This is a genomic window from Frankia sp. BMG5.23 (assembly GCF_000685765.2).
In the GTDB taxonomy this organism is placed as follows: Bacteria; Actinomycetota; Actinomycetes; order Frankiales; family Frankiaceae; genus Frankia; species Frankia casuarinae.
Genome location: NZ_JDWE01000008.1, coordinates 23,623 through 40,088 on the forward strand (window position 1 = coordinate 23,623; position 16,466 = coordinate 40,088).

Sequence of the window (16,466 nt, forward strand, 5' to 3'; positions counted from 1 at the left end):
CTGACCCGACGCCTGCTTCGGCCTGGGTCCTCCACCTGCGGAGGAGCTGGGCCGGAGCCTTCGGTGGTGTCGTTATGCGCCTGTGGTGTCGTTTGGCGCCTGCGGTGTCGTTTGGCGTCGGGTCGATTCCCCTGGCTGCGCCGCGTCGTCATCGTCGTCGTCGTCGCGGGGCGGTGGAGAAGAAGCGGAGCTGTCATGCTCGCTGGTCTCGCTGGTCTCGCTGAAGTTCCGCGCCCGTTCCGCGGCGTCGGCACTCGCGCCGGAGAACAGCCGGGCGTCCTCGGCGGCGTCGGCAGGCGCACCCGTGGGCGCGGTGCTCGTCCCGCCGTCCGTACCGGTCTCCGCCTCCCGGCTCGCGCTGCCGGCGGCGGTAACCGCGGCCGAGTTCGTGGCATCCATGATCGTGGGGGAGAGGAGACCTTGCACTGGGACGGGAACCGCCCGCGCTGGTTCTTCGCCGCGGCGGATGCCGTTCGTCTTGCGGAGCCGGTCGGACCTGCCGTCGGGATGGTCTCCATCGGGATGGTCGCCGTGGGGATGGTCGCGGCCGTGGAGATAGTTGTGCCGGCCGTTGCCGGACGGATCGGGGTGGCGGCCGTCGCGGTCATCGGCCCGGCCCTGATCCGGGATGCGCAGACCGAGCAGGTGCGCGGAGGCGTCGAACTCGATGCGGGTCCGGGGCAGAGCTGTCGGATGGTTGTGCTGGACCCATCGGACGAGTGCCTCGCGCATGTGGCAGCGCAGGTCGAACACGGTCGGTCCGTCCTTGCCGCTGACCAGGACGCGGATGCGGATGTGATCATCGATGGCGTCGGTGACCTGCAGGACGCAGACTCGCTTGTCCCACAGGTCCGTGGCGTCCAGGACCCGGTGCATCTCGGCCCGCATCTCGTCGATCGGGATTGCCCAGTCCAGGTCCAGCTCGACGGCACCGAGGACCGCGGACTCCTTGCGGGTCCAGTTCTGGAACGGTGTCGTGGTGAAGTAGGTCGACGGAAGGACCATCCGCCGGTCATCCCAGATGTGGACGACGACGTAGGTGAGAGTGATCTCCTCGATCCTGCCCCACTCCTTCTCGACCACCACCACATCGTCGACCCGGATGGCGTCGGTGAAGGCCAGTTGGAGTCCGGCGAAGACGTTGGACAGTGAGGTCTGGGCGGCCAACCCCGCGACGATGCCGACCACGCCGGCCGAGGCGAAGATGCTGGCGCCGGCGACGCGGACGCTCGGGAACGTCATGAGCATCGAGGCGCCCGCGATGATCGAGATGATGGCCACCGTGATCCGTCGGAGCAGGGTGACCTGGGTGCGCACCCGGCGGGCATGCCGGTTGTCGACGATATCCATTCGGTAGCGGGCGAGCGCGAGGTCCTCGAAGGCGAACGCGAGCACCGTGACGCACCAGGCGATTCCAGCGATAAGGGCGACATTAGACACTCGCAGGGCTGCCCCGGTCCAGGTCTGTTCAGCCGTGGAGGTGAGGCCGACGAGCAGGGCCACCAGCACGAGCGTGAGTCGCGTCGGCCGCTTACCGCGCTGTGCGAGATCGGCGACGATCTCCGAATGGCGGCCGATCCGTCTGGCCATGCGGTGCAGCAATACGGAGACGGCCAGGGCCAGCAGGACCGCACCGCCCAGGATCGTCAGGACGGCGACGGTCGATTGCATGTCGGAGAAGGACAGATCGGGCGCGGCGCTCAGACGCACAGACAGGCTCCTCGTCCTGGGCCATGGTCAGGGATGAAAAGGCTCGATGTCGGCCTGGGATACGGGTCCGGGTCACAGTGTGCCCGGTTGCCGTTCCCCGCGCCGGGGCCCAGCGCAGGGCTCCGATGGCAGTCGCAGCGAGGGCGTAGCAGTCACATGCATGGGGTTGGTCTGCCCGGAACATTCAGATCCAATGAAGTGATCCGAATCACGTCTGCCTGAAGGGTGGGGCGGACGATTGCGGTGGGTCCCCATCCGACTTCGTTCACGAATATAGACGTGTGGTGCGGACAAGAAAAACGTGGTTCTACCGGCGTCGCCATAGGTGTGATCGTGACACGAACGGGTCCTTCGCGGAAACACGCCGTCCTCCGTCGCCAGATTGTGTCTCGTTGAAAATAGCTACCTGGCAGGGAAGAAAGGTACGCGGGTCTGCAAGATATGGTGTCAACTGCTCGGCGCCGAGCCGGCCGTGGTGGAACACGTCGAGTTCGACGTGTTCCAGAATGCGACCGCCACCCATTCACGGCGGCGAAAGTGGGACTGGAGGCGATGCTCCTGCTGTAGAATCTTTTGTCCAGGTGTGGAAGGGGTATGGGAGTGTGTCGCTGGCGGACCTGGGGTATCGCCCCGCCTACGTGGAGACGCCGGTGTTCGTAGCAGTTGTCGCTAGATCAATGTTCCCGGGGGGGGCAGGAAGCGGTACATCACGTGGAGGTCGACGTCGCCGAGCCAAGGATGGCGGAAGGCCGCCGGAAGGGTCCCGACGAGGCGGAACGCCAGCGAGCGCCACAGCGCGACCAACCGTGGATTGGCTGCGACGACGGCGTTGAGCTGCATCGCCCGGTAGCCGAGATCGGCCGCGTACTCGATCATCTGCTCCGCGGCCTGCCGGCTGACGCTCTCCCAGCGGTCGCCTTCGGCTCCCCGGCCGCCGTAGTAGCTACGTCCCCCGTACGGCCCGTAGCCCCGGTACATTCCGGCCCCGCCGCGCGGAGCCCCGTGATCCACCCGCTTAGGATCAACGAGCAGCATCGCCTGGACGACATGATCTCCCAGACCCGGCTGACTCGGTGTGAGCAGCGCGGTCGCGACGATCGAGGTGTCGCCCGGGCCGTCCTCCTCCATCACCAGAACCTCGGCCGGCGGGGGCAGCATCCACGCGCTTTTCGCGACCTCCTCGTCGGTGTCCGGTGTCCAGGCGCAAGTCTCGCCCTCGACCACAACGGCCCGCCAGATCGGCCAGATCGCGCCCCAGTCCTCCTCTGATGCCCGCCGTGTCCGCACAGATCGATCCTGCCTGTTCACCGGGCCGGAAGGTAACGGCCTGGAGCGCTGAACCCGCGGCAGTCACCCATCCTGGCGTTCGGTGGTTCGGTCACCGGCCGGGTTTTAAGATCGGGTCGACGGCGTAACCGCTGCATCCCTGCAGATGAACCCGGCCCATCAGTTGATCGGGATGGCCGGCGCGGGGCCGCACGGAGAGATTCGTCATGGCATAGCCGTCCGGGTGGTTGATCCAGCGTTCGCCGCTGAGATTCACCGCCCCATCGGTGTAGGTGATCCATACGAGAAACACACCGTGGGGAACCTTCGGATTGGTCGGCAGCGGAGAGAAGTCGAAAGTGGTCCACCGCTGGCAACATCGAGCGTGCCCGTCGAGCTACTTTGTGCCGGTCGCGGCCGGTACGGTCGCCTTGCCGGACGGGCCGGATAGTGGTCCGGTCCGGTGGCGTGCCGCTGATGTGGCGCGGCCGCCGGCGAGGACACTCGAGCGGACGACCTGCTGCGGCGCGCGCTCGGCGCACGCGATCCGACGCTGCTCCCGCATCAGCAGGAGCAGGTGCTCCGCTCGCTGCGCCGCTCGGGGGCCATGGCCTGAAACCGGTATCGCAGCGGCGCGGCTAGGAGGTTTATCCAGGATGGCTCTACATCGTCAGGCGAGTGGTGATCGGGCGGAGGAGACGGTCGACGTACGGCCGCACCTGGCCCCGCTGGGCGAGGAGGTCGTAGTCCCGCGGTTCCGGATGCCGCAGGAGTCGACTGCGCCGGAGACGGCCTACCAGATCGTCCACGACGAGCTGATGCTCGACGGCAAGGCGCGGCTGAACATGGCCACGTTCGTGACCACCTGGATGGACTCGTACGCCGACCGGCTGATGGCCGAGTGCGCCCCGAAGAACATGATCGACAAGGATGAGTATCCGCAGACGGCGGCGCTGGAGGAACGCTGCGTCAACATCCTCGCCGACCTGTGGCACGCCCCCGACGCCGAGCACGCGGTCGGCTGCTCGACCACGGGGTCGTCCGAGGCGTGCATGCTCGCCGGGCTTGCCATGATCCGCCGCTGGCGGGCGCGTCGCCGGTCCGCCGGCGCCCCGGCCGACCGGCCGAACATCGTCATGGGTGTCAACGTGCAGGTGTGCTGGGAGAAGTTCGCCCGGTACTGGGACGTGGAGGCACGGCTGGTGCCGATGGCGCCGGGGCGCACGCATCTGACCGCCGACGAGGCCGTGGCGCACTGCGACGAGAACACCATCGGCGTGGTGGCGATCCTCGGCTCGACGTTCGACGGCAGCTACGAGCCGGTCGCCGGGATCGTGGCCGCGCTGGACCACCTCGCCGCCTCCGGAGGGCCCGATGTTCCGGTACACGTGGATGCCGCGTCCGGCGGGTTCATCGCCCCGTTCTGCGACCCCGATCTGGTCTGGGACTTTCAGCTCGACCGGGTGGTGTCCATCAACACCTCCGGGCACAAGTACGGCCTGGTCTATCCGGGGGTGGGCTGGGTGCTGTGGCGCGACCGGGCGCATCTACCGGCCGAACTCGTCTTCCAGGTGGACTATCTGGGCGGGACGATGCCGACCTTCGCGCTGAACTTCTCCCGGCCGGGCGCACAGGTCGTCGCGCAGTACTACACCCTGCTGCAACTGGGCTATAAGGGCTACCGCCGGGTGGCCCAGGCGTGTCGGGACAACGCCCGCTGGCTGGCCGCCGAGGTGGCGGCGATGGGGCCGTTCGAACTGGTCTCCGACGGTAGCGGCATTCCGGCGTTCGCGTTCAAGCTCCGTGACGACATCACGGACTACACCGTCTTCGACGTCTCCGAGCTGCTGCGCACCCGTGGCTGGCTGGTGCCCGCCTACCGGTTCCCGCCGGGGCTGACCGATCTTGCGGTGTTGCGGGTCGTCGTGCGTCACGAGTTCAGCCGGGACCTCGCCGGGCTGCTCATCGCCGACCTGCGCCGGGTGGTGAACCGGCTGGCCCATCCGGGCCGGCGCACCGCGGGCGACCGGCCCGGCGAGTCATCGTTCCACCACTGAGCCGGGCGCCGGGCGCGGGGGCGAACCCGCCGAAGACGACCGAGTGCCCGCGGGGGGTCAGTGTGTACTCGATCCGCGGGGGTACCTCCACAGCGGGGGTACCTCCACATATGTGGACCGGTGGGGAGGCCATCGCGTCCCAGGCCGCGCAGGGACTCGGTGAGCACCCTGGGCGTGATGCCACGCGGCAGCACTTGGAGCTCGGAGAAGCGCCGCGGGCCGCCGAGGAATTTTTGTCGGTGCCGGGGTCCAAGGTGATGTGGCACGGTCCGCCTGATACGGGTCCGCACGACACGAAGGAGCACATCATGCCCACTCGAGAGACCGCCCCGGCCGGAGCGCCCTGCTGGGTCGACCTGATGACCTCCGACCCGGCCCGGGCTCGGACGTTCTACAGCGAGCTGTTCGGCTGGACGGCGGAGGATCCCGCTGAGGAGTTCGGCGGGTACTTCACCTTCACGAAGGACGGTGTCCAGGTCGCCGGCTGTATGCCCAAGCCGGACGAGGCCGTCCCGGATGGCTGGTCGGTCTACCTGGCCACGCCGGATGCCGAGAAGACCGTCGCCGCCGCCGTGGACCACGGGGGTCAGGTGATCGTCCCGGCGATGGTCGTCGGAGAGCTCGGCGTCATGGCCGTCGTGACCGACGCTGCCGGCGCGGCGATCGGCATGTGGCAGCCGGGGCTGCACCGTGGTTTCGGGGTGCTTGCCGAGCCGGGCGCCCCCGGCTGGTTCGAACTGCTCACCCGCGACTACGCCGCGGCTGTCGGCTTCTACCGGGACGTGTTCGGCTGGGACGTTCACGTCGTCAGCGACACCCCGGAGTTCCGCTACGCGACCTTCGGCAAGGACGAGGGCGCGCTTGCCGGCATCATGGACGCGGCGGGCTTCCTGGCCGAGGGCGTCCCGGCGCACTGGTCGGTGTACTTCGCCGTGCGGGACACCGACGCGGCGCTCGCGAAGACCGCCGAACTCGGTGGGTCGGTGGTGCTGCCCGCCGAGGACACCCCCTACGGCCGCCTCGCGGTCGCCGCCGACCCAACCGGCGCCGTGTTCAAGCTGGTCGGCCCGACCAAGTCTGAGCCCGCCCCCGCCGCCGCGAGCTGACCCGCCCGGCCTGGTTCCCGCCGCGGATGTGCCTGGGGCGCGGCACTGTCGTTGCGGGAACCGAGGGCTGGCCCGTTACTGTCGGCCCCGGCGTCGGTGACCTGGACCAGCACCATGTTGCTCTCCACCGCCTTCGGGTCGACGCGGCCGGGTGCGGCGTCGGCCAGCAGCGCGGCGAGCTCGGCAGCGCGTTGATGGTCCTCCGCGAGCCGGTCGACATGGTGGTGCGGCGCGTGCAGGCCGGCCGCGGCCAACACGCCGGCTTGGCGCATCCCGCCGCCGAGCCGGCGGCGCCACTCCCGGACGGTGCCGACGCGGCCGGCATCACAGACGACCAGGGAGCCGACCGGCGCGCCCAGCCCCTTGGACAGGCACACCGACAGGGTCGTGAAAGCGGCCGCGAGGCGACGCGGCGGGACGGCGCTTGCGACCGCGGCGTTCCACAGCCGCGCGCCGTCGCAGTGCAGCGTCACGCCGGCGGAGTCGGCGATGGCACGGAACTCCGCCAGCCGGCCGAGCGACCAGACCCGGCCGCCGGAAACCGTTGGCCGAGTGGAGCGGATCCGCCCACCTCGCGGGCAGGCCGGTGGACCGCTCACAGGACGCTGAACCGGGTCAGACCTGTGGAGCGGGCTGCTGGAACGGCCGTGCGCTGGTGGTCGCCTCCCACCTCCAAGAAGTGCGTCGAGGCCGGCCGTCGAGCTCACTCCGGCCGGTGCACCACAGCAGCACCTGAGCCGGGTCTCCGTCCGGTGCATCGGGGAACAGACGGCGAAGCACCCGTATGCCCAGGGGTGCTGGGAACCGGCAGGGGACCGTCAGCCCCGCGGCGATGTCCCAGGTATGGAGGAGGATTTCGGCGACGCCCATCGCCGCGAAGCCTTCGGGATCGCATGGCCCCCAATGCCAGGCCTGCGTTGCGGGGTCGGCGGTGGCCAGCGCGCTGCTGAGCAGTCCACCGCACGCGGTGATGACCTGGAGCACCTCGCGCGGTGGCGTGTCCGGGGGAACGGTCAGATCGAAGGGCAGGTAGGCATGGGTGGGCCGGCCCTGCCCCAGCCCGCGGCGCATGAGATCGGCGGCGGTCTCGCTCAAGGTCCGCGATGTGTCTCGCGCGATCGACATCGCCTGCCGATGAAGATCGTCAGGTAGGTCAATCGTAGTGCGCACACCGCGGTCTTAGCGTAGCGACGTAGCGATCGGTCGAGCATGGCATACGGAACGTATATCGCTCGTGTACTCAAGGTTGTATGGGTACGTGTCATTGCACTGTGCCCGACCCTCGGCTATTACCGGCGCGGGCGGTATCGCCGCGTTCCTCGCGGCCTGCGGCAGCTCCGGATCCAGCGCGGACACGGGCGCGGCCGGCGCGTCAGGCGCCGCGGGACGCACCTGGTCGTTCACGTTGCGCAAGGGCGTGCTCTTCTCTGACGGCACCCCGCTGGACGCGCCGACCGTGAAGGCGTCGTTCGACCGGCTGCTGGACCCGGCGAACAAGTCCGCCGCCCTGTCCGCCTTCGCGTCAGTCCTCAAGGCCGGCGGCGTGGCGGTGTCGGGGGCGGACACGGTGGTCTTCCACCTCGAGCGGCCGTTCTCCGACTTCCCTTACCTGGTCTCCGCGGGCAACTACAACGCGGTCGTGCTCAAGAGCGACTACAAGGTCGGCACGTTCGCCACGAAGGCGATCGGCACCGGGCCGTTCCGGCTCGACTCCTACGACGTCGGCCAGGGAGCCTCACTGCGCCGCAACCCGAAGTACCGGGACGCCGGCAAGCCGTACCTCGACGGCGTCAAGGTGACCTTCCACAAGGACGCCCAGGCCGACCTACTGGCATTGCAGAGCGGCGCCATCGACGCGCAGATCCTGTCCGAGGCCGACCTCGTCGTCCCGATCGCCGGAAGCAACTCCATCGCCGTCGACAAGGCCAGCGGTACCAGCCTGACCGCGTTCACCCTACGCGTCGACAGGCCGCCGTTCACGAAGAAGGAGGTCCGGCAGGCCATCTCCTACGCGCTGGACCGGCCGGGTGTCCTCACCGCCGTCTACAACGGGGTCGGCGTCATCGGCAACGACCACCTTCTCGCGCCCGCGTTCGCGGCCGCACCGAAGGACCTCGCGCAACGCGCGAAGGACGCGGCGAAGGTCCGGTCGCTGCTGTCCGCCGCGGGGTCGAGAATCTGCGGTTCACCCTCAGCTTCGACGCCCCGAACAAGGCCTACGCGCTGGTCATCCAGGACCAGCTCAAGCAGGTGGGGATCACCGTCGATCTCGACCAGCAGACCTCCGACGTGTTCTACGGCGGCAATCAGGAGACCGACACCCCCTGGCTGTTCACCACCGCGAACCTCGTCGGCTGGGTGGGCCGCCCGACGCCGAGCCAGTTCATCATCCCGATGGTGAAGAGCCACGGGGTCTGGAACGGTTCGAAATACGCCAACCCCGCCTTGGACGCCGCGGCCGACGCCTACGACGCCGCGACCGACCCCGCCGAGCGGAAGAAGCAGGCCGAGATCATCGCGCGGGCCCTTCACGAGGACGTGCCGGTCATCATCACCGTGTGGTCCGGGGCCGTCCGGGCCTACCGGTCCGACCGGGTCAGGGGGCTACGCGCCCACCCGTCGGCCTTCCTCGACCTGACAACCGTGAGCCGGGCCTGATCCGGCATGGTGCGTTTCCTGGCCCGGAGGTTGGCGGCGATCCCCGTCACCATGCTGGCGGTCAGCTTCCTGGTGTTCATCGCCACCGAACTGATCCCCGTCACCATGCTGGCGGTCAGCTTCCTGGTGTTCATCGCCACCGAACTGATCCCCGGCGACGTGGCGCGCGTCGTGCTGGGTCGGGAGGCCAGCCAGGCGTCGGTGGACGCGCTGCGCCACCAGCTGCGTCTCGACGAGCCGCTGATGCCCCGCTACCTGCACTGGCTGGGTGGGTTCGTCACCGGTGACTGGGGGCGCTCCTACACGCTCGGGGTCGACGTTCGCCCGCTGGTGATCGAACGTCTGCTCGACAGCGCGACGCTTGCCCTGCTCGCCTTCGTCCTGCTGGTGGTCTTCAGCGTGAAGCTGCACTGGCTGCCCTCGTCGGCGCAGGCACCGCCGGGGGCTGATCCGCTGACCTCGATCCGGCATCTGCTGCTGCCCGCGGTCTGCCTGGTCCTGCTGTGCACCGGCTATGTCGCCAGGCACGTGCGGGCGAGTACAGCCGCGGTCCTCGCTAGCCCGTTCATCCGGGCGATGCGGGTGCGTGGCATGTCCGAGGCGCAGCTCGTGCGAGGGCACGTGCTGCGCAACTCGCTGGTGCCGGCGACGAGCGCGCTCGCCGTGCAGCTGCAGTTCCTGCTCGCGGGACTGGTGACCGTCGAGCTGCTGTTCGGTTACCAGGGCATCGGCGACCTGCTGCTGTCGTCGGCGACCTGCTGCTGTCGTCGGCGACCAGCTGCTGTCGTTGGCGACCAGCAAGGACGTGCCGACCCTGCAGGCCGGCGCGATCGTGCTCGGCGCGGTGGGAATGGGCATCTACGTCGTCGCCGACCTGGTGTACGCGCCGCTCGATCCGCGCGTGCGGGTGGGGAGGGCGCGGTGAACGACATCACGGTGGATTCCGCGGCGAGCGTCGCGGCTGGCCCCGCGGTCGGCGGTGCGCCGGGCCGGTCGGCGGCGGATCCGACGCACCGCCGACGGCGCGGATCGCTAGACCAGCGGCGGCTCGTCCGCCGGCCGTCGTTCGCGGTCGTCGACGTGCTCGCGGTCTTCCCGAATCTGGTCGCGGCCGTGGTGGTGGTGGCGCTCGTGGGCCGCTCGACGACCACCCTCGTCCTGGTCATCGGAACGTTCTTCGTCCCGATCGTGACCCGCAGTGTGCGGGCGGCCGTGCTGGTCGAGTGGGAGAAGCCCTATGTCGAGGCCGCCCGGCTGCGCGGCGAGCCGTTCTGGTCGCTGCTGTGGCGGGAGGTGCTGCCCAACGTGACCGGAACCGTGCTGGTCGAGGCGCCGTCGCGGCTGGGCGACGCGGTCTTCGCCGCCTCGACCCTGTCCTTTCTCGGACTCGGCCAGCCACCGGGATCCCCGGAGTGGGGGGCCTCCGTGGCCGACAACCGGGTCTTCCTCCAGCAGGGCTGGTGGACGGTGCTGTTCCCGGCGCTCGCCGTCGGAAGTCTCGTCATCGGTGTCGCGCTGATCGCCGACACCCTGCGGGAACAGGAGACCCGGCGATGAGCGACGCGGCGATGAATGGCCAGGCGATGAATGGCCAGGCGGTGGGCGGCCCGGTGGTGGGCGAGGCCGTGGCCGCCGGGGGGCTTGTCGTCGATGGACTGACGGTGAGCTACCCATCGTCCGGCGGACCGGCCGTTGCGGTCGACGGCGTCAGCCTGCGGGTCCGACCCGGCGAGACCTACGGCCTGGTCGGAGAGTCGGGGTGCGGCAAGAGCACGCTGGCCGCAGCGCTCGCGGACGTGCTGCCCGGCGGGGGTGCCATCGACGCCGGCCGCATCGTGCTCGACGGGATGGACGTGCGGGCCCTGTCCGCCCGGGAGCGCAGGCGGTGGCGGGCCGACGCCTGCGCTATGGTCCACCAGGGCACGAGCAGCAGCCTGGACCCCACCGTGCGGGTCGGCGCGCAGGTGGCGGAGGCCTGCCGGCTGGCGGGGCTATCCCGGGCCGAGGCCCGGTCCCGGGCCGTCGAGCTGCTCGGCGCGGTGCGGCTGCCAGCGCCCGCGACGATCGCGCGACGCTGGCCGCACGAACTCTCCGGGGGCCAGCAGCAGCGGGTCGGCATCGCAGCGGCCCTCGGGCAGCCCCCGCCTGCTCGTCCTGGACGAGCCGACCACCGGCCTTGTCGCCGCCGTCCCGCGGGTGGGGGTGAGCAGGCGGGAACGCAGGATGCCGGCGGTGCCCGGGCAACCGCCGCCGCCGACCGACCGGCCGGTGGGCTGCACCTTCGCCGACCGGTGTGCGCTCGCCGACGAGGTGTGCCATGCGTCCGAGCCGCCGCTCGCCCCCGTCGCCGACTCCCCCGGCGGCCGCGCGGTGCACTGCCATCTGGACGCCGCCGATCTGCCTGTGCTCCCGCCACTGCCGGCGGCGGGCACCGGGGTGATGGCGGAGAAGGAGAATGTCTGATGTCGGAGAAACCGGAGAGGACGCCCCTGCCATGACCGACGAGATTCCCGCCATCGACCTGGAAGCGGCGCTGGCCGAGGACGCGCCCGCGGACCTGCTGCTGCGCGTGCGCGAGGCGGCCGAGCGGATCGGCCTGATCCAGGTGGTCAACCACGGCGTTCCGCTGGAGCTGATCGAGGATTTCGAGCGTCGGGTCGAGCGCGTCCTGCGTCTGCCGCGGCCGGAGAAGGCGAAGTTGGCCAGCCCCACCGGACACCCCTTCCGGGGCTGGCGGCAGTGGCCCGACGACCTCGGCCGCCTCGAACTCGAACGGTATTCCGTGGGCCAGTTCGACAACCCGGCCGATGCCGCCGCCGCAGGCGTGTCCGAACGGTGGCTCGGGCTCTACAAACACGGCAACGTCTGGCCGCCGGAGGACCCCGACCTGCGCGGGGTCACCTTCGCCTACGCCAAGGCGGCCGTGGTGCTGGCCCAGCGGGTGCTCGGCCTGTACGAGCGGCTGCTCGGACTACCGGCAGGCAGCTTCCCGGACGCCGAGCCGCACCACATCAACATGATCGTCAACGACTACCCGACCTGGACCTACCCGGACACGGTCGCTGAGGAGGAGAAGCTTCTCCTGCTGGAGCACACGGACGGCTCGGCGGTGACCATCCTGCACCAGCACGGCGAGTACTCCGGGCTCCAGGCGCAACAGGCCGACGGCACCTGGATTCCGGTGCCCGTCGTGCCCGGGGCGTTGCAGGTGTTCTCGGGGACAATCCTCACCCGCTGGACCAACGGTCTGTTCCGGCCCGTCCGCCACCGGGTCGTGGCCGGCGGCAGTGCGACCCGGCAGTCGACCGGGATCTTCTACCATCCGAGTCTGGACACCGTGCTGGAACCGCTGCCGGCCTTCGTCGGGGAGGACGGCACGGAGTTCGAGCCCGTTGTCCTGGGCGAGATCGACGAGACCAACGTCGAGAACTACCTGAAGGTCTTCGGCCGGCCGGAGCAGGTGGCCGCGTGGCGGGAGGGCCGTCCGTTCGTCTCGGAGCTTGCGGAGACCTCCGCCGGCCGCTGACCTGGGCGGCCGCACTGCCGTCGGAATCCGACCGGTCATTTCATCCCTCTCATCCCATATGCGTCATCTGATCGGCTCCCCAGGTGCCGTAATCGCGTGCCGTAATCGCGTGCCGGAGAGGGTATCGAGGGGCTCCAGGAGGCTGATCACGAGCGGACATTCTCCTTGCGGTTTCGCAACGACTGCGTGTCGGTTATGGAAAGCACCGCCGGCGCGACCCCTCCCTGCGTGTGTCATCGGCTTGATGGCAGAGGCTCCCCAGGTGAGAGGACGTCGACATGATCCGCGGGCTGGCTCGTACCCGGGTCCGGAGCGCGAGGACACGTGACGGGAGGAGAGCTTTCCTGCTCGCGGCCGTAATCATTTTACTTTCCATGGCGACATCGTCGCCGGTCAGGGCGGCCGGCGGTCCCACCCGCGGCGAGGGCGTCGCGGTTCCCTTCGAGGGGTTCACGGATCGAAACGGGGGCCCGACATCGATCGGCGGTGCGGTCGGTGTGGACCTGGTGCTCGGGTCGACCAGCCGACCGTACCTTCCCTGCCAGAACTACGACCCGCGGGCCCGTACGGGCGACGCCTTCGTCAACGCCTGCCAGGAACGGGGAAGTTACACCACCTACTCCCGCTTCCCTCCCGGCGGAGGCCTGCTTTTCCCGGCTGGCTACTTCATGGGCAACAGCCAGCCCGACCTGGTCCGGGGTGGTCTGCTGCGGACCGGCTGGGGAGCGCGCACCGCCGGCCTGTCGTTCGAGTTCTACCCGGATCAGGCGCATGACGCCGAGATCGTCCATTCGCGTTTCTACATCGACCGGTTCGACCATTGGACACACGGCTGGACGTACTCCGTCGCCATCGGCCGCATCGCCCTCACCGCCCTCGGCGACCCCGGAACCGCTCGGATCAGCGGGCAGCTGACCGACCGCGGCCGGCCGCCGGCACCGGGCCGGGTGCGGATCGTCATCTTCGGCGGCCACGCCCGTTCCTCCACCGGCTATCCGATCTCCTCCTTCGCCGTCCGCACCAGCACCGGGTCATCCGACTGGAGCAGCGGAGCGCTCTACGCCGGCCCGCAGCGCATCACCGTCACCGACACCGCGACGCATCGGGAATGCGTCCTGGAACGCCCGCGCGTCCTCGGCCCGGACAGCAGGATCGACCTCGATCTCTCCCGGCCGGGTTTCGGCCAGCCCGGCAGCACCTGCACGCCCTGACCACCCGCGTGGCTTGACCACCCGCTCGGACGTCGTCTACGCAGGGTGATATATCCAGGACATAGGGTGCCTATTCATTCCGGGATGACTGTAGATATTGCACATAGAGTGACGCCGTCGCTCCTTTTGGAAATTCGACGATGCCGGCTCAACGGCGTTTGGCCGAAGGCACATACGATTCCGCTATCACGTCATATGCGATCTTGTGCCGATACTTCGGTGCTCTCGGCATGACGTAACCGCCGCATCAGGACTGCCGTATCAAGGAGGCCTCAGATCGACCGCCACGAGCTCATCGATCTCACTCGACGGGCGCTCAAAATCGCGATGGACAAGACGACCGACATGGTGCCCGCGGAGCGCCGCCAGCCGGCCTTGGCGTACACGGGCCAGGGACGCTTCGAGCGCGAGCGCGAGCTTGTCCTGCGCTCTCCGCAGCTTGTCGGCTACCGCTCTGAGTTGCCGGCCCCCGGAAGCTACTGCACGAAGACCGTCATGGGCGTTCCCGTGCTTCTGACCCGGGGCGAGGACGGCACGGTCAGGGCTTTCCAGAACGTCTGCGCCCATCGCCAGGCGCCAGTCGCGGAGGGCTGTGGCGCGGCAGAGCGGTTCGTCTGCCCGTATCACGCCTGGGTGTATGACGCCCAGGGTGACTTCGTCGGCGGACCCGGCCGTGAAGGTTTCCCCTCGACGATGGCCGGGAAGCCCCGTCTCACGCAACTGCCCGCCGCGGAGCATTCCGGATTCCTGTGGGTCGGTCTCCAGCCGGACAGCGGTCCCCTGGACATCGATGCCCACCTGGGAGAGCTCGGTCCGGAACTCGCGTCCTGGGACATCGGTAGCTGGGCCTCGGTGGGCGAGAAGGTGCTCGACTTCCCGATCAACTGGAAGTTCGCGCTCGACACGTTCGCCGAGAACTATCATTTTGCCACGGTGCACCGGGACACGTTCGCGCTGATCACCAAGAGCAACTGCGCGCTGTTCGACTCCTTCGGCCCGCACCATCGGCTGGTCTTCCCGATGCGGCACATCACGGACCTCGCGGACAAGCCCGAGGAAGAATGGGAACCACTGCACAACCTCGTGGTGATCTACGCACTGTTCCCCAACATCGTCCTGTCGGTCACTGTCGCCAACGGCGAGGTGTTCCGGGTCTATCCCGGGAGCGGACCGGGTCATTCGATCACCTATCACCAGAACGCGTCGCCGATGGATCTCACGGACGAGGCGACGCGAACCGCCGCGGACGAGATCTTCGAGTACGCGCACGCCACGGTGCGCGACGAGGACTACCGCATGGCGATCGACATCCAGAAGAACATGGCGTCGGGGGTGCGGCCCGAGCTTGTCTTCGGACGCAACGAGCCGGGGCTGCACCATCGTCATGCGGTTATCGACGAGGCGCTCGCCGCATTCGGCGGGTAGCGCCGGTCCGGACGGGCCCCGCGCCGACCCCTGGCGCGGGTGGGCCGGGGCCCAGGGCTGCGGCGAGGTAGCAAATCATCATTGATCGACTACGAAGCGTGGCGGCTCTGGTAGCTCCCTCGCGGGGCTGAGAGTCGGGCGGTGTGGTTTCGGCAGTGCGTGGTCGGTCGCTGGCCGCGTGGACGGGAATACTGATTTTTAATGCGTGATGTCGTCGGATCATGACTTCGTGGATCATGATGGTTTCAAGGTCAGATCGACGTCGTCGAAGGCCCGGTTGGCGATCTGCCCGCCTTTGAGTACCGACCACAGCCCTTCCACCGGGTTCAGTTCGGGCGCGTACGAGGGCAGCGCCACCACAGTCAGCCACAGTGTGTTCGCAGCGATGAAAGCGGCCATCTCCGCGCACAGGTGCCGGTTGAGGTTGTCCCAGACCAGCACGACCGGCCGGCCCAGCCGCTTGTGCACGGCCACGACCAGATCCCGGATAGTCCCGCCAGGAGAACGACTTCGGCTCGTCGCGGCGGCCCCGGTGTTTCACCGGTCCGCTTCAACCTGTGCGACCGGCTCGTCCCGGGCGAACCGTTCGGCCGCGTCCCTCCGGACCGGTTCCCGGCGATCCCGTTCCGTGGCGGTCAGCCCGCCACCCGTCGCGTACCTCGTACCAGCCGGCTACCCGAACAGAACGCGCACCACTCACCCAGAGATCACAATAAGGTGAAGGATAATCGTGCTTCCACACAACTTCGCGGATTAAAACTCAGTAGCCCGCCTGGACCGCCTCAAGCTGACGGCAGCCGCCAACACGCGGACCGGGGCTGCGGCCCAGCACCTGCTGCTCATCGCTGTCGCACAGACCGCGCCCTGCAGCGGGGGCTGACCGGATCAACGGGGCATAACCTCACGCACCGCTCCACACTGTCAGTCGGGTCATGTTCGCTGTGCCTCGGCGCCGGACGCTCTCCCACGGGCGGGATTGACGTCGCTGGCGTACTCGCGGTGGACGAACCGCCCAGGTCGAACGCGGCGTTGGCGTCATGGTCGATCACCAGCCGGCAGGCCTCACCACGTGGCTGGGAACCCGCCGCCACCAGGTGGAGAAGGACAAGGCGTTGCTGGCCGGCCTCTGGCCCGGCTGGAAACCGGCCATTCGCTGGGGCCTTGCTCCGGACCTGGCCGCCGCAGTGTAGGGCGGTCTGTAGCCGGGTGCGGACCGTGTCACGAGGGTCTTGGCATGATCGTCAGAACTGTGCGGCAGACTATCGTCCGTGGGGATCAGATTCGCGAGTTGCCGGGCGACCTTCGTGCCGCGTTGCCGGAGGAGCGGGACGAGGGCGACACGTGCGAGCCGCTGATCAAGGCGTACCTGGAGGCCGACCCGGGGTGGACCGAGAGGTTCTCCGAGGTCTGGCAGTGGACAGCCTGGCCTGGCCGTGGCGGGGTGAGTGACATCGGGATCGGCTGAGATCAGAGTCGACGATTCCGCCAGACCGCTCGGCTGCTGGTA

General features: G+C 69.0%; 16 protein-coding genes and 2 pseudogenes. 12 read left to right on the plus strand and 6 right to left on the minus strand.

What is annotated here, in order from left to right:
- Positions 1–72: 72 nt before the first annotated feature.
- From BMG523DRAFT_RS05675 to BMG523DRAFT_RS05685, 3 genes are all read right to left on the minus strand, one after another.
- Positions 73–1,710, minus strand: a complete 1,638-nt coding sequence (locus tag BMG523DRAFT_RS05675) for a mechanosensitive ion channel family protein (RefSeq protein ID WP_011434650.1) — start codon at positions 1,708–1,710, stop codon at positions 73–75.
- Between the two features lie 669 nt (positions 1,711–2,379).
- On the minus strand, positions 2,380–2,997 hold the full coding sequence (locus BMG523DRAFT_RS05680) for a GNAT family N-acetyltransferase (protein ID WP_043590589.1): 618 nt from the start codon (positions 2,995–2,997) through the stop codon (positions 2,380–2,382).
- Positions 2,998–3,088: 91 nt separating this feature from the next.
- Entirely contained in the window at positions 3,089–3,253 is a 165-nt protein-coding gene (locus tag BMG523DRAFT_RS05685; RefSeq protein ID WP_160323707.1) for a hypothetical protein, read from the minus strand.
- 379 nt (positions 3,254–3,632) lie between these two features.
- On the opposite strand from BMG523DRAFT_RS05685, the gene BMG523DRAFT_RS05690 reads away from it, so the two are divergent.
- A complete protein-coding gene (locus BMG523DRAFT_RS05690; RefSeq protein WP_011434653.1) occupies positions 3,633–5,033 on the plus strand; it encodes a glutamate decarboxylase in 1,401 nt (466 codons plus the stop codon).
- A 308-nt stretch (positions 5,034–5,341) separates the two neighbouring features.
- Entirely contained in the window at positions 5,342–6,139 is a 798-nt protein-coding gene (locus tag BMG523DRAFT_RS05695) for a VOC family protein (RefSeq protein WP_035941068.1), read from the plus strand.
- Positions 6,140–6,225: 86 nt separating this feature from the next.
- Here the strand turns inward: BMG523DRAFT_RS05695 and BMG523DRAFT_RS05700 are convergent.
- Positions 6,226–6,678 (minus strand): annotated as a pseudogene (locus tag BMG523DRAFT_RS05700) (beta-eliminating lyase-related protein); the annotation flags it as partial.
- Positions 6,679–6,754: 76 nt separating this feature from the next.
- Entirely contained in the window at positions 6,755–7,210 is a 456-nt protein-coding gene (locus BMG523DRAFT_RS26255; protein WP_347272503.1) for a hypothetical protein, read from the minus strand.
- A gap of 187 nt (positions 7,211–7,397) precedes the next feature.
- Here BMG523DRAFT_RS26255 and BMG523DRAFT_RS05710 point away from each other — a divergent pair, with 187 nt between their 5' ends.
- The 8 genes and pseudogenes from BMG523DRAFT_RS05710 (at position 7,398) to BMG523DRAFT_RS05750 (ending at position 14,959) form a co-directional block, all read left to right on the plus strand.
- On the plus strand, positions 7,398–8,540 hold the full coding sequence (locus BMG523DRAFT_RS05710; protein ID WP_070982161.1) for an ABC transporter substrate-binding protein: 1,143 nt from the start codon (positions 7,398–7,400) through the stop codon (positions 8,538–8,540).
- Positions 8,534–8,797 (plus strand): hypothetical protein, encoded by a 264-nt coding sequence (locus BMG523DRAFT_RS05715; protein WP_023840171.1) that lies wholly within the window; start codon positions 8,534–8,536, stop codon positions 8,795–8,797. Before BMG523DRAFT_RS05710 ends, BMG523DRAFT_RS05715 begins: the two co-directional genes overlap by 7 nt.
- 6 nt (positions 8,798–8,803) lie before the next feature.
- Complete coding sequence (locus BMG523DRAFT_RS26260) at positions 8,804–10,354, plus strand: ABC transporter permease subunit (protein WP_235462898.1); 1,551 nt, start codon at positions 8,804–8,806, stop codon at positions 10,352–10,354.
- Between the two features lie 26 nt (positions 10,355–10,380).
- Positions 10,381–10,878 (plus strand): annotated as a pseudogene (locus tag BMG523DRAFT_RS26265) (ATP-binding cassette domain-containing protein); the annotation flags it as partial.
- Positions 10,879–11,020: 142 nt separating this feature from the next.
- Complete coding sequence (locus tag BMG523DRAFT_RS26270; RefSeq protein ID WP_035941046.1) at positions 11,021–11,260, plus strand: hypothetical protein; 240 nt, start codon at positions 11,021–11,023, stop codon at positions 11,258–11,260.
- A 31-nt stretch (positions 11,261–11,291) separates the two neighbouring features.
- Positions 11,292–12,323: a 2OG-Fe(II) oxygenase family protein gene (locus tag BMG523DRAFT_RS05740; protein WP_011434659.1), complete on the plus strand. Its 1,032-nt coding sequence runs from the start codon at positions 11,292–11,294 to the stop codon at positions 12,321–12,323.
- A 374-nt stretch (positions 12,324–12,697) separates the two neighbouring features.
- The gene (locus BMG523DRAFT_RS05745) at positions 12,698–13,534 is read left to right on the plus strand and encodes a hypothetical protein (protein WP_235462900.1); all 837 of its coding nucleotides are present in this window, start codon (positions 12,698–12,700) and stop codon (positions 13,532–13,534) included.
- Between the two features lie 276 nt (positions 13,535–13,810).
- Positions 13,811–14,959, plus strand: a complete 1,149-nt coding sequence (locus tag BMG523DRAFT_RS05750) for an SRPBCC family protein (protein WP_070982162.1) — start codon at positions 13,811–13,813, stop codon at positions 14,957–14,959.
- 234 nt (positions 14,960–15,193) lie between these two features.
- Here the strand turns inward: BMG523DRAFT_RS05750 and BMG523DRAFT_RS05755 are convergent, their stop codons facing one another.
- Positions 15,194–15,433 (minus strand): transposase, encoded by a 240-nt coding sequence (locus BMG523DRAFT_RS05755; RefSeq protein WP_051623782.1) that lies wholly within the window; start codon positions 15,431–15,433, stop codon positions 15,194–15,196.
- 563 nt (positions 15,434–15,996) lie between these two features.
- Here BMG523DRAFT_RS05755 and BMG523DRAFT_RS25205 point away from each other — a divergent pair.
- Positions 15,997–16,149 carry a hypothetical protein gene (locus BMG523DRAFT_RS25205; RefSeq protein WP_157493328.1) on the plus strand — a complete coding sequence of 51 codons (153 nt, stop codon included), beginning with the start codon at positions 15,997–15,999 and terminating at the stop codon, positions 16,147–16,149.
- A gap of 44 nt (positions 16,150–16,193) precedes the next feature.
- Positions 16,194–16,424: a hypothetical protein gene (locus BMG523DRAFT_RS05760; protein WP_131728897.1), complete on the plus strand. Its 231-nt coding sequence runs from the start codon at positions 16,194–16,196 to the stop codon at positions 16,422–16,424.
- The last annotated feature ends 42 nt before the right edge of the window (positions 16,425–16,466 follow it).